At 74.7% G+C, this 22890-nt stretch carries 19 protein-coding genes; 13 read left to right on the top strand and 6 right to left on the bottom strand.

Features of this window, described 5'->3' with window-relative positions:
- Positions 1–9 precede the first annotated feature (9 nt).
- Both ACRB68_RS04875 and ACRB68_RS04870 read right to left on the bottom strand, forming a co-directional pair.
- Positions 10–1260: an LLM class flavin-dependent oxidoreductase gene (locus ACRB68_RS04875; RefSeq protein ID WP_328593763.1), complete on the bottom strand. Its 1251-nt coding sequence runs from the start codon at positions 1258–1260 to the stop codon at positions 10–12.
- Positions 1257–2054, bottom strand: coding sequence for an alpha/beta fold hydrolase (locus ACRB68_RS04870; protein WP_328593762.1), 798 nt, complete (start codon positions 2052–2054; stop codon positions 1257–1259). The genes ACRB68_RS04875 and ACRB68_RS04870 overlap by 4 nt, the downstream gene beginning before the upstream one ends.
- A gap of 147 nt (positions 2055–2201) precedes the next feature.
- On the opposite strand from ACRB68_RS04870, the gene ACRB68_RS04865 reads away from it, so the two are divergent.
- Complete coding sequence (locus ACRB68_RS04865) at positions 2202–3026, top strand: TIGR03619 family F420-dependent LLM class oxidoreductase (protein ID WP_153531000.1); 825 nt, start codon at positions 2202–2204, stop codon at positions 3024–3026.
- Positions 3027–3045: 19 nt separating this feature from the next.
- Here ACRB68_RS04865 and ACRB68_RS42365 read toward each other — a convergent pair whose 3' ends face one another.
- Complete coding sequence (locus ACRB68_RS42365; RefSeq protein WP_328593761.1) at positions 3046–3588, bottom strand: DUF4870 domain-containing protein; 543 nt, start codon at positions 3586–3588, stop codon at positions 3046–3048.
- A 65-nt stretch (positions 3589–3653) separates the two neighbouring features.
- Here ACRB68_RS42365 and ACRB68_RS04855 point away from each other — a divergent pair, with 65 nt between their 5' ends.
- Positions 3654–5156: a serine/threonine-protein kinase gene (locus ACRB68_RS04855; RefSeq protein WP_153530999.1), complete on the top strand. Its 1503-nt coding sequence runs from the start codon at positions 3654–3656 to the stop codon at positions 5154–5156.
- Positions 5157–5195: 39 nt separating this feature from the next.
- Complete coding sequence (locus ACRB68_RS04850; protein ID WP_153530998.1) at positions 5196–6518, top strand: serine/threonine-protein kinase; 1323 nt, start codon at positions 5196–5198, stop codon at positions 6516–6518.
- Here the strand turns inward: ACRB68_RS04850 and ACRB68_RS04845 are convergent.
- The gene (locus tag ACRB68_RS04845) at positions 6505–7602 is read right to left on the bottom strand and encodes a zinc-binding dehydrogenase (RefSeq protein ID WP_153532293.1); all 1098 of its coding nucleotides are present in this window, start codon (positions 7600–7602) and stop codon (positions 6505–6507) included. The genes ACRB68_RS04850 and ACRB68_RS04845 overlap by 14 nt on opposite strands.
- Before the next feature lie 181 nt (positions 7603–7783).
- Here ACRB68_RS04845 and ACRB68_RS04840 point away from each other — a divergent pair, with 181 nt between their 5' ends.
- From ACRB68_RS04840 to ACRB68_RS04820, 5 genes are all read left to right on the top strand, one after another.
- Positions 7784–9016: an ABC transporter substrate-binding protein gene (locus ACRB68_RS04840; protein WP_153530997.1), complete on the top strand. Its 1233-nt coding sequence runs from the start codon at positions 7784–7786 to the stop codon at positions 9014–9016.
- 4 nt (positions 9017–9020) lie between these two features.
- Positions 9021–11756: an ABC transporter permease subunit gene (locus ACRB68_RS04835; protein WP_328593760.1), complete on the top strand. Its 2736-nt coding sequence runs from the start codon at positions 9021–9023 to the stop codon at positions 11754–11756.
- On the top strand, positions 11753–12493 hold the full coding sequence (locus tag ACRB68_RS40445) for an ABC transporter ATP-binding protein (protein WP_328593759.1): 741 nt from the start codon (positions 11753–11755) through the stop codon (positions 12491–12493). Before ACRB68_RS04835 ends, ACRB68_RS40445 begins: the two co-directional genes overlap by 4 nt.
- Before the next feature lie 49 nt (positions 12494–12542).
- On the top strand, positions 12543–13469 hold the full coding sequence (locus tag ACRB68_RS04825; protein WP_153530996.1) for a DUF6891 domain-containing protein: 927 nt from the start codon (positions 12543–12545) through the stop codon (positions 13467–13469).
- A 68-nt stretch (positions 13470–13537) separates the two neighbouring features.
- Entirely contained in the window at positions 13538–14182 is a 645-nt protein-coding gene (locus ACRB68_RS04820; RefSeq protein ID WP_153530995.1) for a PaaI family thioesterase, read from the top strand.
- Here the strand turns inward: ACRB68_RS04820 and ACRB68_RS04815 are convergent.
- Together ACRB68_RS04815 and ACRB68_RS04810 are read right to left on the bottom strand one after the other, a co-directional pair.
- The gene (locus tag ACRB68_RS04815) at positions 14118–15413 is read right to left on the bottom strand and encodes an MFS transporter (protein WP_153530994.1); all 1296 of its coding nucleotides are present in this window, start codon (positions 15411–15413) and stop codon (positions 14118–14120) included. The two genes, ACRB68_RS04820 and ACRB68_RS04815, sit on opposite strands and share 65 nt — an antisense overlap.
- Positions 15414–15484: 71 nt before the next feature.
- Positions 15485–16273, bottom strand: a complete 789-nt coding sequence (locus ACRB68_RS04810; RefSeq protein WP_153530993.1) for an SDR family oxidoreductase — start codon at positions 16271–16273, stop codon at positions 15485–15487.
- A gap of 50 nt (positions 16274–16323) precedes the next feature.
- On the opposite strand from ACRB68_RS04810, the gene ACRB68_RS04805 reads away from it, so the two are divergent.
- The 5 genes from ACRB68_RS04805 to ACRB68_RS04785 are packed head-to-tail and all read left to right on the top strand — an operon-like array spanning position 16324 to position 22880.
- Positions 16324–17445, top strand: coding sequence for an acyl-CoA dehydrogenase family protein (locus tag ACRB68_RS04805; RefSeq protein WP_328593758.1), 1122 nt, complete (start codon positions 16324–16326; stop codon positions 17443–17445).
- Complete coding sequence (locus tag ACRB68_RS04800) at positions 17442–18377, top strand: acyl-CoA dehydrogenase family protein (RefSeq protein ID WP_153530991.1); 936 nt, start codon at positions 17442–17444, stop codon at positions 18375–18377. The genes ACRB68_RS04805 and ACRB68_RS04800 overlap by 4 nt, the downstream gene beginning before the upstream one ends.
- Entirely contained in the window at positions 18374–20446 is a 2073-nt protein-coding gene (locus tag ACRB68_RS04795) for a hydantoinase/oxoprolinase family protein (RefSeq protein WP_153530990.1), read from the top strand. The genes ACRB68_RS04800 and ACRB68_RS04795 overlap by 4 nt, the downstream gene beginning before the upstream one ends.
- Entirely contained in the window at positions 20443–22041 is a 1599-nt protein-coding gene (locus ACRB68_RS04790) for a hydantoinase B/oxoprolinase family protein (protein ID WP_153530989.1), read from the top strand. Before ACRB68_RS04795 ends, ACRB68_RS04790 begins: the two co-directional genes overlap by 4 nt.
- Positions 22038–22880: a TIGR03619 family F420-dependent LLM class oxidoreductase gene (locus ACRB68_RS04785; protein WP_153530988.1), complete on the top strand. Its 843-nt coding sequence runs from the start codon at positions 22038–22040 to the stop codon at positions 22878–22880. Before ACRB68_RS04790 ends, ACRB68_RS04785 begins: the two co-directional genes overlap by 4 nt.
- Positions 22881–22890: the final 10 nt, after the last annotated feature.

Here is a 22890-nt window from a genome sequence, read left to right as displayed (position 1 = left end):
CCGCGCCCCTCAGTCCTGGAACTCGGGGATGACCTTGGTGGCGAACATCTCCAGGTTCCGCTTGACGGTGTCCAGCGGCAGCACGCCCTGCTGGCCCTGCATGAACAGGCCGAACCACTCCAGGTCGGGCATCCGGTCCAGCATCCGCTGGATGCCGCGCTTGACGTCGTCGGGGGTGCCGAGCAGCGCCATCTCGACCTCGTTCATCCGCTTGAAGTCGCCCTTCTCCGGCGAGATCGGCTTGTGGCTGTCGTCCTCCTTCTTGCGCAGGACCTCCAGGTAGCCGAACGGGCCGAAGAACGACGCGAAGTCCTTCTGCATGCCCTTGCCGTAGGTGGCGATGGCCTCCTCGCGGGTGTCCGCCATCCCGACGATCTTCAGGATGCCGGTGTGCTCGCCGAGCTTGTAGTCCAGGCCGAGCTTGGCGCACTCGTCCTGGTAGAGCTTGGCCTTGGCGGCGTGGTCGTCGGGGTTGGGGGTGAACATCCACGGCAGGATGCCCTCCTGCGCGGCCCGGATGACCGACCGGTCCGACACCGTGAACGGCTGCCACAGCTCGGGGTGGGGGTTCTGGTACGGCTTGGGGCACACCGAGATCGACTGGATGACGCCGTCGTCGTCGATCTCGCCCGGGGCGCCGAAGGTCTTGGTCCACTCCTGCGCGGGCCAGCCCTCGATGCCGCTGAACGGCGCCGGGATCTCGTAGTCCAGCACCTCGCTCTTGTAGCGCAGCGAGTCCTGCTCCCACGCCATCTTCATGATCTTCAGTACTTCGCCGAAGACGTCGAAGTTGCGGTCGTCGGACTTGGAGCCGTCCGAGCGGGCCGCCGCCGCGTGCCAGCGCTGGCCGAGCACGTTCATCCACCGGTTCTGGTAGCCGCGCGCGACGCCGAGGCGGAGCCGGCCCTTGCAGAAGTGGTCCAGCAGCGCCACGTCCTCGGCGGCGCGGATCGGGTCCCAGGCGGGCAGCACCAGGCCGAGCGGGGCGAGCAGGATGCGCTCGGTGCGGGCGGCCAGGTCGGTGAGGAACATCAGCGGGTTCACCGAGAACTCGAAGCCCTCGGAGTGGAAGTGGTGCTCGGTCATCATCAGCGCGTCGAAGCCGACCTGGTCGGCGTGCACCGCGATCTCGCGGACCTCGTGCAGCAGCTTCTGGTACGACTCGACGTCCCGCCCGATCGGCCGCTTGGCCTTGGCGTTCTCCTCGGCCGCCCAGCCTGACCCGGGGATCTGCGGGTTGAGGAAGATGGAAAACTTCACGCGGACATCTCCTTGTCGATTTCGCCCAGCCATGCGTTGACGACGAGCAGGAACTCGGCCGGCCGCTCTGCGTGCAGCCGGTGCCCGCCGCCCGGCCAGACCTCGGCCTGAGAGGCGGGATGTTTGAACAGGCCGTTCTCCCAGGCGGCGGAGCCGGCCTGGGCGGCCGACCAGCACGACAGCACGGGGCGGTCGCGGCGGGCCAGGTAGGCCTCGGAGGCGGGGCGGACGCCGAACTGGCCCTCGCCCTCGTACATGCCCGGGAACGCCTGGGCGAGCGCCTGGGGCGCGGTTCCGAGGATCTTGCGGCGGTGCCACTCGCGCAGCCACGCGGGGGAGGCCGGGGTGTAGCACCAGGCGTCGTTGGCGAGCGCGGTGGCGTAGGGGTCGGTCCGCAGGCCCTCGTACATCGCCGGGAACAGCGCGGCGACCTCGACGGGCTGCCCGTAGCCGGGGTCGACGCAGACCAGGGCCCGCACCCGGCCGGGGTGCTCGACGGCGAGCGCGCTCACCACCAGCGCGCCGAGCGAGTGGCCGAACGCCACGACCCGCTCGACGCCGAGGCGGTCCAGCAGCCGGACGAGGTCATCGGCCATGTCCTGGGGGCGGTAGCCGGTCTCGGGGGCCGAGGAGTAGCCGTGGCCGCGCAGGTCGGGGGCGATGACGCGGCGCCGGGACGCCAGGTCGGGGATGTGGAACGACCAGTCGGCGGAGTCGGCGCCGTAGCCGTGCACGAGCAGCAGGGGGTCGCCGGCGGGGCTCGCGGGGGCGTCGTCGGTATAGAACAGACGCACCTGTGCAAGGTCTGCGAACGCCATGGGCCTCCTCCCCGCCGGGCTTGCCGAACAAGCGCACGCTACATCAAATGAGCAGGACCGAGCAATCGCTTGGTTAACTCATTAGGGTGTGACGCGTGTCGCCCGTCGAGAGGAGCCACCGGGATGCGGCTGGGAATCACGATGTTCATGACCGACCGGACCGTCCAGGCCCATGACCTGGCGCGGGAGGCCGAGGCGCGCGGCTTCGCCTCGCTGTACGTGCCCGAGCACACCCATATCCCGGTCTCCCGCGAGACCCCGCCGCCGACCGGGGTGGACACCCTGCCGGAGGAGTACGGGCGGATGCCCGACCCGCTGGTCGCGCTCGCCGCGGCGGCGGCGGTGACCGGGCGGATCGTCCTCGGCACCGGCGTGTGCCTGCCCGCGCAGCGCGACCCGATCGTCACCGCCAAGGCCGTCGCGACGCTGGAGCGGCTCGCCCCCGGCCGGTTCAGGCTCGGCGTCGGCTACGGCTGGAACGTGGAGGAGGCCGCCGACCACGGCGTGCCCTGGAAGCGGCGGCGCGCGATGACGCGCGAGCACGTGCTCGCCATGCGCGAGCTGTGGACGGCCGAGCAGGCCTCGTTCAAGGGCGAGTTCGTGGACTTCGCGGCGTGCTGGTCCTGGCCGAAGCCGACCGCGCGCATTCCGGTGCTGGTCGGCGGCGCGGCCGGGCCGACCCTGTTCGCGCACATCGCCGAGTACGGCGACGGCTGGATCCCGATCGGCGGCGCCGGCATCCGCGAGGCGCTGCCCGCGCTGCGCGCCGCCTGCGCGGCGGCCGGGCGCGCCATGGTGCCGGTCGTCCCGTTCGGGACGCTGCCCACCGCGCGCAAGCTGGACTACTACGCCTCGCTCGGCATCGAGGAGGTCGTGCTGCGCGTCCCGCCGGGGACCCGCGATGAGGTGCTGCCCGTCCTGGACGGGTACGCGCGCGCCTTCCTGTGACGGCGCGGCCTGTGCCGGCTCAGCGGACCATCCGGAAGCACATGAAGGCCGGGAACCGGTAGTAGAGCCCCTTGCCCGACTTCACCGCGCCCATGATGAGGACCACGTACTGGACGACCATGTGGAAGAGGAAGACCGGCACGACCAGCAGTATGGGCACGGGGTTGTCGATGGCGATGGCGATCGGGACCAGCACGATGAGCGGCACGAACATCTGGATGAACAGCGTGATCTGGTAGTTCAGCGACTGCGCGGCGTGGAAGCGCGTGAACGGCGACTCGTTCTTCTTCACGAAGTAGATGACCAGGGGCGCCAGGAAGCCGACCAGCAGCGTGCCGAGGTAGGCGAACAGGGCCCAGGTGATCTCGTCGCTTCCCTGCCGCGGCGGCGGCTGCCCCTCGGGCCCCTGCTCGCCGAAGGGCCCGTATCCGGGCGGCGGGCCGTACCCGGGCGGCGGCCCATAACCGGGCGGCGGCCCGTAGCCGGGGGCCTGCCCGTAGGGCTGGTCGTAGGGAGGAGGCCGATCATCGCCATCTTGTGTCGGCGGGACCCAGTTCGTCACTATCGTGCTCCTCGAGCCTGTGGAAGATCTCGCAGGAATCTACCGCGTACCGGGCTGGAGGGCCGATGGCCGCAGGCGAGGCGTTGCACCCGGACGATCCCGAGCGGATCGGTTCCTACACTCTGCTCGGCAGGCTCGGCGCGGGCGGGCAGGGCATCGTCTACGCCGCCCGCGGCCCGGCCGGGGAGACCGTCGCGGTCAAGCTGCTGCGCAGCGGGTTCGGCGACGACCGGGACGCGCGGGCGCGGTTCCTGCGCGAGCTGGAGACCGCCAAGCGGGTCGCGCGGTTCTGCACGGCGGCGGTGCTGGACGCCGACGTGGCGGGCGACCGGCCCTACATCGTCAGCGAGTACGTGGACGGGCCGTCACTGCAGGCGGTCGTCCGCGACCAGGGCCCGCGCGGCGGCGGCGCGCTGGAGCGGCTCGCGGTCGGCACCGCCACCGCGCTCGTCACCATCCACCAGGCCGGGGTGGTGCACCGCGACCTCAAGCCGCACAACGTGCTGCTGGGCTCCGACGGCCCCCGCGTCATCGACTTCGGCATCGCCCGCGCCCTGGACGGGGTGACGCTCACCGCCAGCGGCGTCGTCGGCACGCCCGCCTACATGGCGCCCGAGCAGCTGTCGGGGGAGCGCGCGGGGCCGCCCGCCGACGTGTTCGCCTGGGCGGGCACGATGGTGTTCGCCTCCTGCGGGCGGCCGCCGTTCGGCGACGACAACATGCCCGCGGTGATCGGCCGCATCCTGCACGGCACGCCCGAGCTCGGCGGGCTGGCCGGGCCCCTGCGCGACCTCGCCGCGCGCTGCCTGGACAAGGACCCTGCGCGGCGCCCGGCCGCGTCCGAGGTGCTGCGCGCCCTGCTCGGCGAGCAGGCGCCGCAGGGGGACGGCACCCTGCCGCCCGCCACGCTGCTGGCCGGCGCGGCCGTCGCCGAGCAGCCCCCGACCGCCCCGCCGTTCGCGCAGCCGACGGTGCGGCAGCACGCGTACCCGCCCGCCGAGCCGGCGCGGCGGGAACCGGCGCGGCGCAACACCGGCACCGTCGTCGCGGTGTCGGCCGCCGTGATCGCGGTCGCGGCGGCCGTCGTGGTGGCGGTGCTCGCGCTGAAGGGGTCGCAGGCGAAGGACGAGCCCAAGGCGGCCGCGGCCCCACCGTCGTCCCCGCCCGCGTCCTCGCCGGCGCCGGCCTCCGCGCCCCCGGCTTCGACGCCGTCCGAGGCCACGTCGGACCCCGCCGCGCCGCCGGGCTTCTCGGCGGCCTACGCGGGCCGGTGGGGCGGGCAGGTCAAGCAGAACGACGGGAAGGTCTTCCCCGTCGACCTGACCCTGCCCGCCGGGGCGCGGCAGGGCGCGGTCACCTATCCGACGTTCGGCTGCACGGGGACGCTGACCCTGATCAACGACGCCGCCGGGGCACTGACGGTGCGCGAGAACATCACCACCGGCCGCTGCGTGCCGGTCGGGCTGATCACGCTGACCCCGGCGGGGGCGGGCGCCGTCACCTTCAACTACTCCGCGACGTCCAAGGGCCGCACCTGGGCGGTGATCGGCCCGCTCACCCGCCGCTAGCATTCTTCACGATCCAGGGTGAGGCGGGCGGGGGCGGACATGTCGGTCGGTGAAGCGCTGCGCCCGGACGATCCGGTCCGGCTCGGGTCCTACCGGCTGACCGGCCGGCTCGGCGAGGGCGGCCAGGGCGTGGTGTACCGGGCCGAAGCACCGGGTGGCGGCCCGGTGGCGGTCAAGCTGCTGCGCACCGGCCTGGAGCCGGGCTCGGAGGCGCGGGCGCGGTTCCTGCGGGAGCTGGACGCCGCCAAGCGCGTCGCGCGGTTCTGCACGGCGGCCGTCCTGGACGCCGACGTCGACGGTGCCCAGCCGTTCATCGTCAGCGAGTTCGTGGACGGGCCGTCGCTCAGCCAGGTCGTGCGCGCCGAGGGGCCGCGCAGCGGCGGCGCGCTGGAGCGGCTCGCGGTCGGCACCGCCACCGCGCTCGCGGCCATCCACCAGGCGGGCATCGTGCACCGCGACTTCAAACCGCACAACGTGCTGCTCGGGCCGGACGGCCCCCGGGTCATCGACTTCGGCATCGCCCGCGCGCTGGACGGCGCCACCATCACCGCCGACGGGATGATCGGCACGCCCGCCTACATGGCGCCCGAGCAGGTGGCGGGGGAGCGCGCGGGACCGCCCGCCGACGTGTTCGCCTGGGGCTCGACCGTGGTCTTCGCCGCCTGCGGGCGGCCGCCGTTCGGCAGCGACGCGCTGCACGCGGTGCTGCTGCGCATCCGCGACGGCGAACCCGATCTCGGCGGGTTGACCGGTGCGCTCGGCGCGCTGGTGGCGCGCTGCCTGGACAAGGACCCGGCGCGGCGTCCGAAGGCCGCCGAGGTGCTGCGCGCCCTGCTCGGCGAGGAGGCGCCGCCCGCGCTCGTCGCGCCGGCGCCGGCTCCGCCCGCGCGGCGGCGGCGCGGGAAGCGCGTGGCCGTGGCGGCGGCGGGAACGATCGCCGTGGTCGCCGCCGCGGCGGGCGTCGTCCTGATGGACCAGGACGACGCCGCGCCTCCCAAGCCCCGGCCAGCGGTGCACTCCCCGGCGCCGCTGCGCTTCCCCGAGAAGTTCGCGGGGAAGTGGAAGGGGACGTTGGAGCAGAGCAACGGCACGAAGCTGACGGTGTCGCTCGTCCTGCCCGCCGGGGAGGCGCGCGGCCGGGTCAGCTACGCCAAGCAGCGCTGCTCGGGCGTGGCGACGCTGGTCAAACAGGGCCCGGAGGCCCTGACGTTGCACGAGGAGATCACCGTCAGGGCCGACCGGTGCGTCGACTCCGGGACCATCCTGCTGTCCCGGCAGGCGGCCGGCCGGATGGGGTTCAGCTACTTCGGCCGCGAGAACGGCAGGACGTGGGCGGTCGCCGGGACGCTCAGCCGAAGATGACGACCGAGCGGGCGACCGCGCCGGAGCGCACGTGCGCGACGGCCTCGTTGATCTGGTCCAGCGGGACGCGCTCGCTGACCAGCCCGGCCAGGTCCAGCCGGCCGCGCCGGTACAGGTCGGCCAGCAGCGGCAGGTCGCGCGCGGGGTTGGCGTCGCCGCCCTGGGTGCCCATGAGGCGCCGCGACCCGAACAGCTGCCCCGGCGGGATCTGCAGGTCCTGGCCGGCGGCGGGGCTGCCGACCATGACCGTCGTGCCGCCCGGCTGCGTCGCCGCGAACGCCTTGGTCAGCACCTCGGGGACGCCGGTGACGTCGAAGGCGTAGTCGGCGCCGCCGCGCACGATCGCGCCGACCTGCTTCGGCAGGTCGTCGGCGAGCACGGTGTGCGTGGCGCCGAACCGCTCGGCGAGCTCCAGCTTGGCCTCGTTGACGTCGGCGGCGATGATCGTGGTGGCGCCGGCCAGCACCGCGCCCTGGATCACGTTCAGCCCGACGCCGCCGCAGCCGACGACCAGCACGCTCGCGCCCGGCTCGACCCGGGCGGTGTTCAGCACCGCGCCGACGCCGGTGACGACGCCGCAGGCGGTGAGCGCGAGCAGGTCCAGCGGCGCGTCCGGGCCGACCTTGACGCACATCGCCTCGTTCACGACGGTCTTCTCGGCGAACGAGCCGATGCCGATGTAGGGGCGGACGACCTCGCCGCCGGCCGACAGCCGGGTCGAGCCGTCGGCCATCAGGCCCATGATCGCGGTCATCCGGGCCTTGCCGCTGCACAGGTGCACCCGGCCGCGCACGCAGTTGCGGCAGCGCCCGCACGGCCCGTTCATCGCGATGACGACGTGGTCGCCCGGCTTCACCGAGGCCACCCCGGGGCCGACCGCCTCGACCACGCCGGCGCTCTCGTGGCCGAGGACGCACGGCAGGTGCGTCACGACGGGGCTCTTGCCGTCGATGGCCTTCAGGTCCGAGCCGCACACGCCGGAGGCGGCGATCCGCACCAGCACCTCGCCGGCCGCCGGGGCGGCGACCGCCACCTCGGTGACCTGCAGGGGAGCGCCGAACTCCCGCAGCAGCGCCGCCCGCATCGTCGTGGTCGTCACGTCGTCAGCCCTCCGTGGTGCACGCGTCCGGAACGGGATCACGCTAACAGCAAGCACTTGCTTGGTCGAGGGGGAGAGTCGCCAGATCAGGCCGTTGACAGTCCCGCGCCACCGAACCTACGCTCCAGCCCAAACGAGCGCTAGGTTTGTATCGCCTGGAGGCGGCATGACGACGTCCACCCCCTTCCGCGTCCTCGCCCTCGGCCTCACGGCCGCCCTGGCGGCGTCCTGCGCCACCGGCAAGGGGGCGGCGGGCGGCGGCTCGGCCGGGGTCACCGCCTCCTCGATCAAGGTCGGCGGGGTGCTCACCGTGACCAGCCCGACCGGCTACTCCACCGGCGGCGCCGAGCTCGGCGCCAAGGCCCGGTTCGCCCGCGCCAACGCCGAGGGCGGCGTGCACGGCCGCAGGATCGACTTCGTCGGCGCCGAGGACGACGGCATGTCCCCCGACAAGGGCGCGGCCGCCGCCCGCAAGCTGGTGCAGAAGGAGAAGGTGTTCGCGCTGCTGCCGGTCAGCGCGCCGCAGTTCGGCGGCGCGGAGTTCCTGGAGCAGCAGAAGGTGCCCTGGTTCGGCTGGGCGACCGGGCCGTTCTGGTGCGGCAAGGCGACCGCGTTCGGCTTCAACGGCTGCCTCGCGCCGAAGCCCGGCCAGCAGACGCAGACCTGGTGGGGCAACCAGGTCGCCGCGCAGCTCGGCGGCGGCAAGGGGAAGACGGCCTGGATCCAGGCGACCGACTCGACCGCCAGCAAGTACGGCCTCACCACGATCGGCAGGTCGTTCACCGCCGCCGGGTTCACCCTCGCCGGCACCTCGGCCGCGCTGCCCGCGCAGGCCCCGCCGCAGGACTGGTCCCCCTACGTCAACAAGATCATGAAGAGCGCGGGCGGGAAGGCCCCCGACGTGCTGGTGTCGGTGATGGCGGGCGGCAAGTTCAACTCCGGCCTCTACGCCGCGCTGAAGCAGGCCGGGTTCACGGGCCTCATCACCGACGCGACGTCCTACGACCCGAAGGCCGTCGCCGACCCGCAGGCCCGCAAGGCCCTGGACGGCGTCTACGCCGCGCCGCAGTTCGAGCCGTACGAGTCCGATCTGCCGGAGATCGCCCAGATGAAGACCGACCTGCAGAAGGTCGGCGCGTCCCTGGACCAGCACGCCGCGACCGGCTACTGGTCGGCCGACGTGTTCCTGAAGATGCTGGAGAAGACCGGCAAGGACCTCACCCGCGACTCCTTCCTGAAGGCGGCCGACGCCTTCAGCTACGAGAACAAGGGCTTCGGCCGGATCAGCTACCCCGCCGCCAAGACCGCCTCCAACGGCTGCGGCGCGCTGGTGCGGCTGCAGAACGGCGGGTTCACCGTCGCCCAGCACCTCAAGTGCTTCGACAACACCACCCTCTGAGCCCGTGGAGCTCCTCGGCTACGTCCTGAGCGGCCTGGTCACCGGCGCGATCTTCGCGCTGCTGGCCGCCGGGCTCACGCTGTCCTACTCGGCGACCGGTGTGTTCAACTTCGCGCACGGCGCCATCGGGTTCCTGGTCGCGCTGGTGTTCTTCGAGCTGACCGCCGGCGCCGGCTGGCCGGTGTGGCTCGCCGGACCCGTCGCGGCCGGGGTGCTCGCGCCGCTGCTCGGCTACGCGCTGCACCGGCTGATGTTCCGCGGCCTCGCGCGGTCCGGCGAGACGGCGCAGATCGTCGCCACCATCGGGCTGACGATCGCGCTGCCCGCGCTCGGCCTGTGGACGGTGGACGTGCTGGTGGAGACGTTCGGCGCGGACCTGCCGAAGGTCACCGAGGGCGCGGCGGCGCGCGGCCTCGGCCCCCGCCCGGTGCACACCTGGCACCCGCTGTCCGGCGTCACCCTGGACTCCGACCAGGTCACCACGTTCGTGCTGGCGGTGCTCGCCGCCGCCGCCCTGTGGGCGCTGCTGCGGCACACCCCGCTCGGGCTGCGGATGCGCGCCACCGTTGACGGCCGCGACCTGGCGTGCCTGCGCGGCGTCGACGCGGACGCGGCCTCGGCGCAGGCGTGGATGCTGAGCGCCGCGCTCGCCGGGCTCGCCGGCGTCCTCGCCGTGCCCGCGCTCGGCCTGGACGCCAACGCGTTCACCGTGCTGCTGTTCGCCTCGGCGACCGCCGCCGTCTTCGGGCGGCTGCGCTCCATCCCGGTCAGCTTCGCCGCCGGGCTCGCGCTCGGCGTCGTGCAGAACCTGGTCGCCGGATACGCCGACTTCGCCGAGAAGGTCACCGGGTTCCGCACCGCCGTCCCGGCGATCCTGCTGTTCGGCGGGCTGCTCGTCCTCGGCCGGGCGCGGGGCCGCGCCGCCGGGTCCATCGCCGAGGACGCGCCGCCGCCCGACCACCTGGCCGGCCTGCCCCGCTGGCGGCGCGCGCTGCCCTGGGGCGTGGCGCTCGCCGCGCTGCTGGCGTGGACGTGCACCCGCGGCCCGGACGACTACTGGGCCGGCCTCGTCGCGCAGGGCCTGGTCCTCGCCCTGGTCTTCTGCTCGTTCGTCGTGGTCACCGGCCTCGGCGGAATGGTCAACCTGGCGCAGGCCACCTTCGCCGCCCTCGCCGCGCTCGCGGCGGGCCTCGCCTTCAGCAAGGGCCTGCCGTTCCCGCTCGCGCTGCTCATCGGCGTGCTCGCCGCCGTCGCCGCCGGGGTGCTCGTCGCGCTGCCCGCGCTGCGCCTCGGCGGGCGCGTCCTCGCCCTCGCCACCCTCGCGCTCGCGCTGCTGGCCGACCAGGTGCTGTTCCAGATCGACGCGTTCTCCAACGGGACGGTCGGCTGGAAACTGCCCGCGTTCTCGCTCGGGTTCGCCGACACCACCGACGCGCGGGTGCGGATCGTGCTGCTGCTCGCGCTCATCGGGCTCGTCGCGCTGCTGGTGCGCAACCTGGAACGCTCCGCCTCCGGCCGCGCCGTGCTCGCCGTGCGCTCCGCGCCCGCCGCCGCGCAGGCGGCCGGCATCTCCGCCACCCGCGCCAAGATCACCCTGTTCGCGCTGGCGTCCGGCATCGCCGGGCTCGGCGGCGTGCTGTACGCGACCTTCAACGGCCAGATCACCGCGACCGACCTGCCCGCCCTCACCGGCTTCGTGTGGCTCGCCGTGGTGGTGCTGCAGGGCGTGCGGCGGATCGGCGGCGCGGTGCTCGGCGGCCTGGTCATGGCGCTGTTCCCCGAGGTCCTCGGCTACGTCACCGACTCCCAGTACGTCGGGATGATCCTGTTCGGGCTCGGCGGCATGGTGCTGGCCCGCCACCCCGACGGCGTCCTCGCCCAGTTCGCCGGGCTGCGCCACCACCTTCAGCACCGGCGCCGCCGCGCCCGGCCCGAGCCGATCGCCCCCGCCGCCGAGGCGGGCGAGGGCGTGCTGCGCCTCGAAGGCGTGGTCGCGGGCTACGGCGACGCCACCGTGCTGCGCGGCGTGGACCTCGCCGTCCCGGCGGGCACGGTCGTCGCGCTGCTCGGCGCCAACGGGGCGGGCAAGTCCACCGCCTGCGCCGTCGCCGCCGGCGTGCTGCGGCCCGCCGCCGGGCGCGTCCTGCTGGACGGCGCCGACGTCACCGCCCTGCCCCCGCACCGCCGCGCCCGCGACGGCCTCTATCTCGCGCCCGAGGGACGCGGGGTGTTCCCCGCCCTCACCGTCGAGGAGAACCTCACGCTCTGGCTGCCGTCCGCCGCCGACCGCGCGCAGGTCTACCGGCGGCTGCCGCGCCTCGCCGAACGCCGCGCCGTCGCCGCCGGGGCGCTGTCGGGCGGCGAGCAGCAGATCCTCGCGCTCGCCCCGGCCCTGGTGCGGCCGCCGCGGGTGCTGATCGCCGACGAGCCGTCGCTCGGCCTCGCGCCGCGCGTCGTCGCGCAGGTCTTCGAGCTGTTCGGCGAGCTGCGCGACCGCGGCGTCGCGCTGCTGGTGGTGGAGGAGAAGGCGAGCGAGGTGCTCGCCCTCGCCGACACCGTCGCGTTCATGAGCCTCGGCCGCATCACCTGGTCCGGCGCCCGCGCCGAGGTCGACCAGGACACGCTGACCTCGGCTTATCTCGGACTGGCGGACAAAGGCGCCGACCGGCGAAGCCGCCCTCTTGCCACGGGGGGCGCGGGGGGACATCCCCCCGCGAACGACAGATCGGGGGACCGGTGATCGAGGTCGCGGACGTCCAGGTGCGGTTCGGCGGCGTGCACGCGCTGGCGGGCGTCGGCTTCGCCGTGCCGGAGGGGCAGACCTGCGGGGTGATCGGCCCGAACGGCGCCGGCAAGACCACCCTGTTCGACGTCGTCACCGGGCTGCGCCGCCCCACCTCCGGGACCGTCCGGCTGCGCGGCGAGGACGTGACGGCGGCCGGCGCGGTGCGGCGCGCGCGGCTCGGCGTGCGCCGCACCTTCCAGCGCCCGCAGGTGTTCGGGCGGCTCACCGTGCTCGACAACGTGCTCGCCGCGATGGAGTGGCGCGGCGGCGGGGGCGGCCTCGCCGCCGACCTCGTCGGCTGGCGCGGGCGCCGCCGCCTGGAGCACGCGCGCCGCGACCGCGCCGCCGAGGCCCTGGACCGCTGCGGGATCGGCGGCCTGCGCGACTCCTACGCCGCCGACCTGCCGATCGGGCAGCGGCGCATGGTCGAGCTGGCCCGCGCCATCGCCGACGACCCGGCCGTGCTGCTGCTGGACGAGCCGACCTCCGGGCTGGACGCGGCGCAGGCCGAACGGTTCGCGTCGGTCGTCGCCGGGCTGGACGCCACCGTGCTGCTGGTCGAGCACGACGTCGGCTTCGTCATGGCCGCCTGCGAGCGCATCGTCGTGCTGGACCTCGGCCGCGTCATCGCCGACGGGCCGCCCGCCGCCGTCCGCGCCGACCCCGCCGTCCGCGCGGCCTACCTCGGCTGAGTGCCCGATACGGCCCCGGAATGTCACCGCGGATGGCGATAATCCCAGCGTGACCGAAGAGGAAGCAGAGCTGCGCGAGCAGCTCGAGGAGAACGTCCGCAGCGCGCTCGCCCGTGGTGAGTCCGACATCGACCAGATCGTCGAGGAGGCGGTCGAGTACTTCGATGACGAGGAGCTGTCCGAGAACCTCGTCCGCGAGGTGGCCGCCGCCGGGCTCGCGTCCTATCGCGTCGAGCAGCGCGGCTGGACGGGGATGCTGGACGCCGAGCGGCTCCTCGCGGCGTTCCGCGACCTGGACGCGGCCGGCATCGTGGCCCGCGCGGACTTCACCTGCTGCCAGACCTGCGGCTTCACCGAGATCGGCGCCGAGCGGCCCGCGGGGGAGGAGCCGCGCGGGTTCGTCTTCTGCCACGGCCAGGACGTGGACGGCGCGATCGAGGGGCACGGCGTGTACCTGGCCTTCGGCACCTTCCAGGAGGACGGGGACGTCGTCGCAATCGCCGAGCAGGTGATCGTGGCCCTGCACCGGCGGGGACTGGCGGCCAAGTGGTACGGCAATGTGAACAAGCGCATCCACGTCCCGCTCACCTGGCGGCGTCGTCTTCCCGCCGCGGAGGCGGAGGGCGCGCCTCTGCGCGTGCGGCACTACGACCGGACCAGGAACACCCCGGACGAAGACCTCCCCATGGACTTCGAGACCTGCCGCGGCCTGCTCTACGACCTGGTTCCCGCGGACGGCAACTTCATCGTCTGCGAAAGCCGTTCCGGCGCGGTCGTCCAGGGCGCCTGGGAGAGCGGCCCGGCGCGGTTCTGGATGGAGACCCTGGACCAGGAGGCCGAGTGCTCGTACGGCCGCCACGTCACGCTCGACGAGGCCGCCGAGGTCATCCGTGTCCTCGCCGAGGAGGACCGGGTGACGCTGGCCGATCTCGGCGAGCTGGAGACCGTCGCCTGGCCGGCGGCCCCGATCCCGTGACCGGGAAGGGCGCCCCTACCGGGAGAACACGTTCTAGAATCCAGTTCGGCTAGAAACCTGGAGGCGGGATGAGCGGGGCCGAGGCGGTCATGCGGCGGGACTTCGCCGCGCGGGAGCGGCACGCGCCCGACGAGGCGCAGGTGGCGGCGCTCACCGGGCTGGCCGCCCGGGTGCGCGAGCTGACCGAGGCCGTCGTGCACACGGACGTCGACCCGGCCGAGGCGGACGCGGTCGCCGCCGAGATCGCGGCGCTCACCGCGCGGCTCACCGCGGCCCGCCGGGAGCACCCGCCGGTCGCCGCGCTCGGCGCCGACGGGAGGCTCCGCCATCTCGCCAACCCCGTCAGCGGCGAGCTGAACCCGATCGCGCCGCCGGTGCTGCTGGAGATCGTGCCGGACGGCGGCGGCGTCCGCGCCGAGTTCACCTTGAGCGACGTCTACGAGGGGCCGCCGTCGTTCGTGCACGGCGGCGTCTCGGCGCTGATCCTGGACCAGCTGCTCGGCGCGGCCGCCGCCGTCAACGGCACGCCCGGCATGACCGCGACGCTGGAGCTGCGCTACCGGCGGCCGACGCCGCACGGCGTCCCGCTGACGGCCGAGGCGAAGGTGTCCCGGGTGGACGGCCGCAAGACCTACGTGGACGCCGCCATCACGGGCCCGGACGGGAAGGCCACGGTACAGGCCACCGCGATGTTCGTGATGCCACAGGGCTGAGGCCCGGCAGCAGCGCGAGGGCGGTGAGGCTGATCGCGGCGGCGGCGACCATCATCGCCGAGATCGCCCATGCGCCGTAGTCGTGCAGCAGCCAGGTCGCCAGCAGGGGCGCCGGCCCGCCCGCGATGAGCGAGGTGAGCTGGAACCCGACGCCCGACCCGGCGTAGCGCAGCCGGGCCGGGAAGACCTCGGCGATGATCGCGGGCATCGGCCCGCACTGCACCGAGTGGGTGAGCTGCGCGACGATCGCCGTCGCGAACACGACCTGCGGCACCCCGCTGCCGAGCAGGGCGAAGTAGGGGAACGCGGCCAGCGCCAGCAGCACCGAGCCCGTCGCGTAGACGCGGCGCCGCCCGAGCCGGTCGCCGAGATGCCCGAAGTAGGGGACCGCGACCAGCTCCACCGCGGCCGCCGCCGTCACCGCGCCGAGCGCGACGCCGAGCGAGTCCTCCAGGTAGACGAGCGCGAACGAGGTGAAGATGTAGAACGGCATCTGCTCCGAGCAGCGCAGCAGCGCGCACAGCACGATCCGCCCGGGGTAGCGCCGGAGGACCTCCAGCACCGGCGCCCGCGCCACCTCGCCGCGCCGCACCACCTCGGCGAACTGCGGCGTCTCGGCGACCCGCAGCCGGACCCACAGCCCGATGCCGACGAGCACCAGGCTGAACAGGAACGGCAGCCGCCAGGCCCACGCGGTGAACGCGTCGTGCGCGGTGAGGGCGAGCGCGGTCATCGCGCCGGTGCCGAGGATCAGCCCGATCGGCACGCCGATCTGGGGCAGGCTCGCCATCAGCCCGGCGCGCCGCCGGTCGCCCCACTCCATGGACAGCAGCACCGAGCCGCTCCATTCGCCGCCGACCGCGACGCCCTGCACGAGGCGCAGCACGACGAGCAGCACCGGCGCCGCCACGCCGATCGTCCGAGTGCCCGGCAGCACCCCGATCAGCGCGCTGGACACGCCCATCAGCACCAGGGTGACGATGAGCGTGGCCTTGCGGCCGAGCCGGTCGCCCCAGTGCCCGAAGATGACCGCGCCGACCGGGCGGGCCGCGAACCCGGCCGCGTAGGTGCCGAGCGCCGACAGGGTGCCGGCGTACCGCCCGGCGCCGGGGAAGAAGACGTCCTTGAAGACGACGGCCGCGGCGGTGTTGTAGAGGAAGAAGTCGTACCACTCGATCGACGTGCCGACCACGCTCGCCAGCGCGGCCCGCCGCCGTTCGTCCAGGGGCATGCGGGAACCTCTCGTGAGCCGCCCCCGCGTCCCGGCAGAGGGTGACTACCCGCGCACGCCCGGTTTCGAACTCAGGTGAACAGCTGGCCGCCGTTGACGTCGATGGTCGCGCCGGTCGTGGCCCTGGCCTGGTCGGAGGCGAGGAAGAGGACCGCGCGGGCGACGTCCTCCTCGGTCGCGATGCGGCGCAGCGCCATGGCCGCCACGTCGCGGGTCCGGACCTCTTCGAAGGTGGCGCCCTCGGCCTCGGCGCGGGCGCGCATCCAGTCGTCCAGGACGTCGCCGGCGATCCAGCCCGGCGCCACGCAGTTCACCCGGACGCCCGCCGGCCCGAGCTCGCCCGCCAGGCAGTGCGACAGCAGGTGGACGGCGGCCTTCCCGGCGGCGTAGTCCGAGCGCCCGGCGTATCCGGTGCGGCTGGACATCGAGGTGATGTTGACGATCGAGCCCGCGCCGGCGGCCACCATGTGCGGGGCGAAGTGGCGGCAGGCGAGCAGCGTCCCGTAGGCGGCGGTCTCGACGGCCGCGCGCCACTGCTCCAGGTAGGCGTCGTCCATGTCCAGCACGTTCTTGCGGTGGGTGCCGGGGAAGGCCGCGTTCACCAGGACGTCGACCCGGCCGAACCGGTCGATCGTCGCGGCGGCCAGCCGGCGCACCTGATCGGGGACGGCCACGTCCGTCGGCACGGCGAGCGCCTCGCGTCCTTCGCGCCGCACCGCGTCCGCGATCGCGTCGAGGCCGTCCTTGCCGCGCGCGGCGACGACCACGTCCGCGCCCTCGCGCGCCGCCAGCACCGCGAGGGTCCGGCCGAGGCCGGGACCGGCGCCGGTGATGACGGCGACCTTGCCCTGGAGCATCATGGGCGCTAGCGTACCAAGCGGTCGCTAGGTTGGTTCTCTGCGGAGGTCGTGTGGATCTCACCTTCACCCCACGGCAGCGCGCGTTCCGCGCCGAGGTCCGGGCATGGCTCGCCGAGCACGTGCCCGCGGACCCGCTGCCCTCGATGGACACCGCCGCGGGCTTCGCCCGGCACCGGGAGTGGGAGCGCACGCTCGCCGGGGCCGGGCTGGCGGCGGTCTCCTGGCCGCGGGAGTACGGCGGGCGCGGCGCCGATCTCATCGACTGGCTGATCTTCGAGGAGGAGTACTGGGCGGCCGGCGCGCCGGGCCGGGTCACCCAGAACGGGATCTTCCTCCTGGCCCCGACGCTGCTCGCCTACGGCACCGAGGAGCAGAAGCGGCGGCACCTGCCGCGCATGGTCCGCGCCGACGACGTCTGGGCGCAGGCCTGGTCCGAGCCGGAGGCCGGCAGCGACCTGGCCGCGCTGCGCGCGACCGCCGCCCCCGACGGCGACGGCTGGCGGCTGAACGGCCAGAAGACCTGGAGCTCGCGCGCGGTCCACGCCGACTGGTGCTTCGGGCTGTTCCGCAGCGATCCCGGATCCGAGCGGCACCGCGGCCTCACCTACTTCATGCTGCCGCTGGACAGCGACGGGGTGACCGTCCGGCCGATCGCGCAGCTGGACGGCGAGGCCGGATTCGCCGAGATCTTCTTCGACGACGTGTTCGTCCCCGCGGACGGCGTCCTCGGCGGGATCGGGCAGGGCTGGAAGGTCGCGATGGCCACCACCAGCTCCGAGCGCGGCCTGACGCTGCGCAGCCCCGGCCGCTTCATGGCCACCGCCGACCGGCTGCTGGAGCTCGCCCGCGACAGCGCCGACCAGGCCCTGCGCGACGCCGCCGTCCAGGCGTGGTCCGACAGCGAGGCCTACCGGCTGCACACCTTCCAGGCCGCCGCGCGCCTCGCCGAGGGGGCGGAGCTCGGCGCGGCCTCCAGCCTGATGAAGGTGTTCTGGTCCGAGCTGGACCTGCGGATGCACGAGCTGGCGCTGGACCTGCTCGGCCCGGACGCGCCGCTCGCCGGCCGCTGGCTGGACGGCTTCCTGTTCGCGCTCGCCGGCCCCATCTACGCCGGCACCAATGAGATCCAGCGCAACATCATCGCCGAACGCGTCCTGGGGCTGCCACGATGAGGTTCTCGTTCACCGAAGACCAGCGCGCGCTCGCCGGGGCCGTCCGCGAGGTGCTGGAGAAGACCTGCCCGCCCGAGGCGGTGCGCTCGGGCCCCCGGCCCGGCCCCGGCTGGCGGGCGCTCGCCGAGGTCGGGCTGCTCGGCGCGCACGTCCCCGAGCAGTACGGCGGCCTCGGCCTCACCCCGCTGGACACCGTGCTGGCGTTCGAGGAGACCGGCCGGTGCGCGGTGCCGGGCCCGCTGGTGGAGACGGCCGTCGCCGCGCCGCTGCTGGTCCCGGCCGCGCGGCTCGCCGAGATCGCCGCCGGGACGCTGGTCGTCTCGGTCGCGAGCCCGTACCTGCCCGACGCCGACCTGGCCGACCTGCACGTGGTCGGCGCACTGGTCGCACCGCACGGTGAGCTGGACCTCACCCCGCACCCGTCCGTCGACGCCACCCGGCCGCTGACGGCCGCGCCCGGCGACTGGACGTCGCCCGCGCTCGACCACGCCGCGCTCGCCACCGCCGCGCAGCTGCTCGGCCTCGGCCGCCGGCTGCAGGAGGAGGCCGTCGGGTACGCCGGGCAGCGCCGCCAGTTCGGCAAGGTCATCGGCTCGTTCCAGGCGGTCAAGCACCAGCTCGCCGACGTGGCGGTCGCGCTGGAGTTCGCCGCGCCGCTCGTCTACCGCGCCGCCTACGCGCTCGCGCACGACGCGCCGGGTGCGGCCCGCGACGTGTCGGCCGCCAAGCTCGCCGCCTCCCGCGCCGCGCACCGCGCGGCCCGCACCGCGCTGCAGGTGCACGGCGCGATCGGCTACACCGACGAGCTCGACCTGCGGCTGTGGCTGAACCGCGTCTGGGCGCTCCGCCCGGCCTGGGGCGACGACGGCCTGCACCGCGCCCGGCTGCGCGCCGCCCTGCTGGAGAGCCCCGCGACCGCGCGGCTGCCATGAGCGTCACCCTCGCCAGCGACGTCGGCGGCACCTTCACCGACGTCGTCCTCATCGGCGGCGACGGCCGGGTGCACGTCGCCAAGACCCTCACCACTCCCGGCGATCCGGCCGAGGGCCTGCTGCACGGGGTCGAGCAGGTCCTCGGGGACGCGGGCGTCGCGCCCGGCGACGTCGGGCGGTTCGTGCACGCCACCACCCTCGCCACCAACGTGATCCTGGAGCGGACGGGGGTGCCGGTCGCGTTCGTCACCACCGAGGGCTTCGGGTCGATGCTCGCGCTCGGCCGCCAGGCGCGGGTGGAGGAGGACCGCTACGACCTGGCGTACGTGCAGCCCGAGCCGCCCGTCCCGCTCTCCCGGACCTTCACCGTGCCCGAACGGATCACCGCCGCCGGCGAGGTGCTGCATCCCCTGGACGAGGAGGCCGCGCAGGAGGTGGCCGAGCGGATCGCGCGGGAGGGTGTGGCGGCCGTCGCGATCTGCCTGCTGCACTCCTACGCCAACCCCGCGCACGAGGAGCGCCTCGCCGAGATCGTCGCGGCCCGGCTGCCCGCCGGGACGCCGGTCGTGGCCTCCTCGGCGGTCTGGCCCGAGATCGGGGAGTACGAGCGGGCCACCACCACCCTGATGTCGGCCTATGTCGGTCCGGTCATGGCGTCCTACCTGGACCGGCTCGGCGGGCGGCTGCGCGCCCTCGGCATCGACGCGCCGGTGCACGTGATGGAGTCGGCCGGGGGCGTGCTGCCCGCCGCGCTCGCCGCGTCCCGCGCCGTCTACACGATCGAGTCGGGCCCGGCGGCGGGCGTCGTCGCGGCCGCCCGGCTCGGCGCCCGCCGCGGCCTGGCCGACCTGGTCTCCTTCGACATGGGCGGCACCACCGCCAAGGCCGGGCTGGTGCGCGGCGGCCGTCCCGGCATCACGCACGAGTTCCAGGTGGGCGGCAAGGGCAGCTTCGGCGGGCGCCGCCCCGGCACCGGCGTGCCGATCAAGGTGCCCGCGATCGACCTGGCCGAGGTCGGCTCCGGCGGCGGCTCGATCGCCTGGGCGGACGCCGGGACGCTGCGCGTCGGGCCGCGCTCGGCGGGCGCCGACCCCGGGCCCGCCTGCTACGGGCGCGGCGGGACGCTGCCGACCGTCACCGACGCGAACCTCGTCCTCGGCTACCTCGACGGCTTCGGCGGCTTCGCGCTCTCGGCCGACCTGGCCCGCGCCGCGATCGCCGAGCACGTCGCCGGGCCGCTCGGCGTCGGCGTCACCGAGGCCGCCGCCGCGATCCACGACATCGCCAACGCGCAGATGGGCGCGGCCGTGCATGTGGTGACGGTGCGGCGCGGCATCGACCCGCGCGGCCACACCCTGGTCGCGCTCGGCGGCGCCGCGCCGACGCACGCGGCCCGCCTCGCCGAGCGGTTCGGCATCGGCCGGGTGCTGGTCCCCGCCCTGGCCGGCGTCGGGTCCGCGCTCGGGCTGCTGCACGCCGACCTCGCCATCGAGCGGGCCCGCACCTTCCTCGCCCCGGTCGGGGCGCTCACCTCCTGCTCGGCCGGCGCGGGCCTGCTCGGCGCGCTGGCGGAGGCCTTCGCCGGGCTGGAGCGCGCCGCGCTCGCCGACCTGGCGGCCGGCGGCGGCGGCGCGGCGGTGACCCGCTCGGTCGGGATGCGCTTCGCCGGGCAGGCGCACGCGTTCACCGTCGACCTCCCGCCCGGCCCGATCACCCCGGGGACGGTGCAGCGCGCCGCCGAGGAGTTCTACAAGCGCTACCACGAGTCCTACGGGATCGACCTGCGCGACCCGGCCGAGGTGACCACCGCGCGCGTCCGCGCCGTGCTGCCCGCCGGGGCCCGCGACCTTCCGGCGCCCGCCCCCGGACCGCGGGCCGCACCGGGCACGCGCCCGATCTGGCTGGACGGCGCGTTCCGCGAAGTGCCCGTCCTCACCCGCGCCGGGCTGACCGGTGAGATCACCGGGCCCTGCGTCATCACCGAACCCCAGTCGTCGCTGCTGGTCCCGCCCGGCTGGCGCGGCACCGTGGACGACGGCGGCGCGATCCTGCTGGAGGCGGGCCCATGACCGACGACCTGACCGCCGAGATCCTGCGCAACGCCCTCTGCGTCGCCGCCGAAGAGGCGAGCATCGTGGTCGTCCGCTCGGCCTACTCGACCTTCATCGTCGAGGGCGCCGACGCCGCCGCCGCGATCCTGGACGCGCGCGGGCGGCTCGTCGCGCACTCGCTGTCCACCGCGCTGATCCAGTGCGCCAGCCTGCGCAGCGCCCTGCCGTACGTGCTGAAGGCGCACCCGGCCGAGACGATGGCGCCCGGCGACGTGTTCGTCCTCAACGACGTCTACCAGGGCGGCATCCACGCCAACGACCTGCTGGTGTTCCGGCCCGTGTTCGTGGACGGCGCCCCGGCGTACTTCACCGGCACCCTCATCCACGTCGCCGATCTGTCCGGGCTGTCGGCGGGCGGCATGGCCTCCGACGCCACCGACGTCTACCTGGAGGGGCTGCAGCTCCCGCCGGTCCGCATCGCGACGGCGGACGGCCTGGTCGATGACCTCGTCCGCGTCCTCGCCGCCAACAGCCGCACCCCGGACAAGCTCGTCGGCGACCTGCGCGCGCTGATCGCCGGCGCCAACGTCGCCGCCCGCCGCCTCGAAGAGATCATCGAGACGCACACCCCGGACGGCCTCGCCCGCGGCGTCGCGGACTACCTCGCCCACACCGAGCGCCGCATGCGCGAAGGCCTCGCCGCGCTTCCGGCGGGCACCACGCACGGCGAGTACCGGCTCGACGACGGCCACCGGATCCAGGTCGCGGTCACCGCCGACGGGCGCGGCGGCGTCGAGGTCGACTTCACCGGCACCGACGAGCAGGTCCCGCTGCCGGTCAACTCCGGCTTCTCCCAGACGCACGGCGGCGTCATGTACGCGATCCGCTGCTTCGTCGACCCGGCGCTGCCGATGAACGAGGGCTGCTTCGCGCCGGTGAAGGTGACGATGCCGCTCGGCAGCCTGGTGCACTGCACCCGCCCCTTCCCCGGCGGCGGCCGGTTCGGCGCGGTCGCGGCGGCCGAAGAGGCGATCTTCGCCGCGCTCTCCGAGGCGGGCAGCGGACCGGCGGCGTCGGGCATCCTGCAGGCGTTCAGCATCAGCGGCGTCACCCGGCCCTGGCTGCACATGTCGTTCGACCTCGGCGGCGCGGGCGCCCGCGCCGACCACGACGGCGCCGACGCGACCGGCGCGCTGTTCGGCGGCGGCCGCAACATCGTCCCGCAGGCCGAGCCGATCGAGGCGCGATTGCCGGTCCGCGTCGAGCGGGTCGAGCTCGTCCCCGGCTCGGGCGGCGCCGGCCGGCACCGCGGCGGGCGCGGCACCCGCACCGTGATCCGGATGCTGGAGGACGCCCGCGTCGACACCCGCGGCGACCGCCTGCTGCGGCCCCCGCCCGGCGCGGCGGGCGGCGAACCGGGACGTCCCGGCGGCTACTACCGCGAACGCGCCGACGGCACCCGCGAGCCGCTCGGCACCAAGGCCACCCGCCAGCCCCTCGCCGCCGGCGAGGCGCTCATCGTGGAGACCTCGGGAGGCGGCGGCCACGGCGACCCGGCCGGACGCGGTCCCGAGGCCGTGCGGCGCGACGCCGCCGAGGGGAGGACCGCATGAGGTTCGGTGTGCCGCTCGGGCTCGTCCATCCCGGCGTCTGGCGCGACCTGGCGGTCCAGGCCGACCGGCTCGGCTTCGACTCGGTGTGGCTGCCCGAGCACCTGGTCTTCGCGACCGACCTGTCCACCGCCAGATACCCCGGCACCGACGAACCCGGCATCAAGCCCGCGACGCCGCTGTTCGACGCGCCCGCCTACCTGTGCGCGCTCGCCGCCGTCACCGAACGGGTCCGCCTCGGCACCGCCGTCTACCTGTACGGGCTGCGGCACCCCTTCATCGCGGCGCGCGCGTTCGCCACCCTCGACCAGATCTCCGGCGGCCGCGCCATCGCCGGCGTCGGCGCGGGCTGGTACGAGGGGGAGTGGCTGGCCGCCGGCGTCGACTTCGCCACCCGGGGACGGCGCCTGGACGAGGCCATCGCGGTCACCCGGCGCCTGTGGAGCGAACCGGCCGTCGAGCACCACGGCGACTTCTTCGACTTCCCCGAGGTCGCGTTCGAGCCGAAGCCCGTGCAGCCGCGCCTGCCGATCGTCGCGGGCGGCGAGTCCAAGGCCGCGCTCCGCCGCGCCGCGACCCTCTGCGACGGCTGGATCAGCATGCCGCAGACCCTGGACGGCGTCCGCCCGCAGCTGAAGCGGCTCCAGGAGTACCGCGAGGAGGCGGGCCGCGCGGACGACCCGTTCGAGATCACGGTGCACGCCTACGGGCTGACCGGCCCGGACGAGGTCGCCGAATGGGAGGCGCTCGGCGTGCACCGGCTGATCGTCCGGCCGTGGCGGCGCACCCGCGAGGCCGCCGGCCGGCTCGCCGCGTTCGCCGCCGAGCACCGGCTCGGGTGAGCGGCGCCAG

Source organism: Actinomadura macrotermitis, from assembly GCF_009604375.1.
Taxonomy (GTDB): Bacteria; Actinomycetota; Actinomycetes; order Streptosporangiales; family Streptosporangiaceae; genus Spirillospora; species Spirillospora macrotermitis.
Note: the sequence above shows the minus strand (reverse complement) of the source record. Positions and strands in the feature narration are given on the sequence as shown.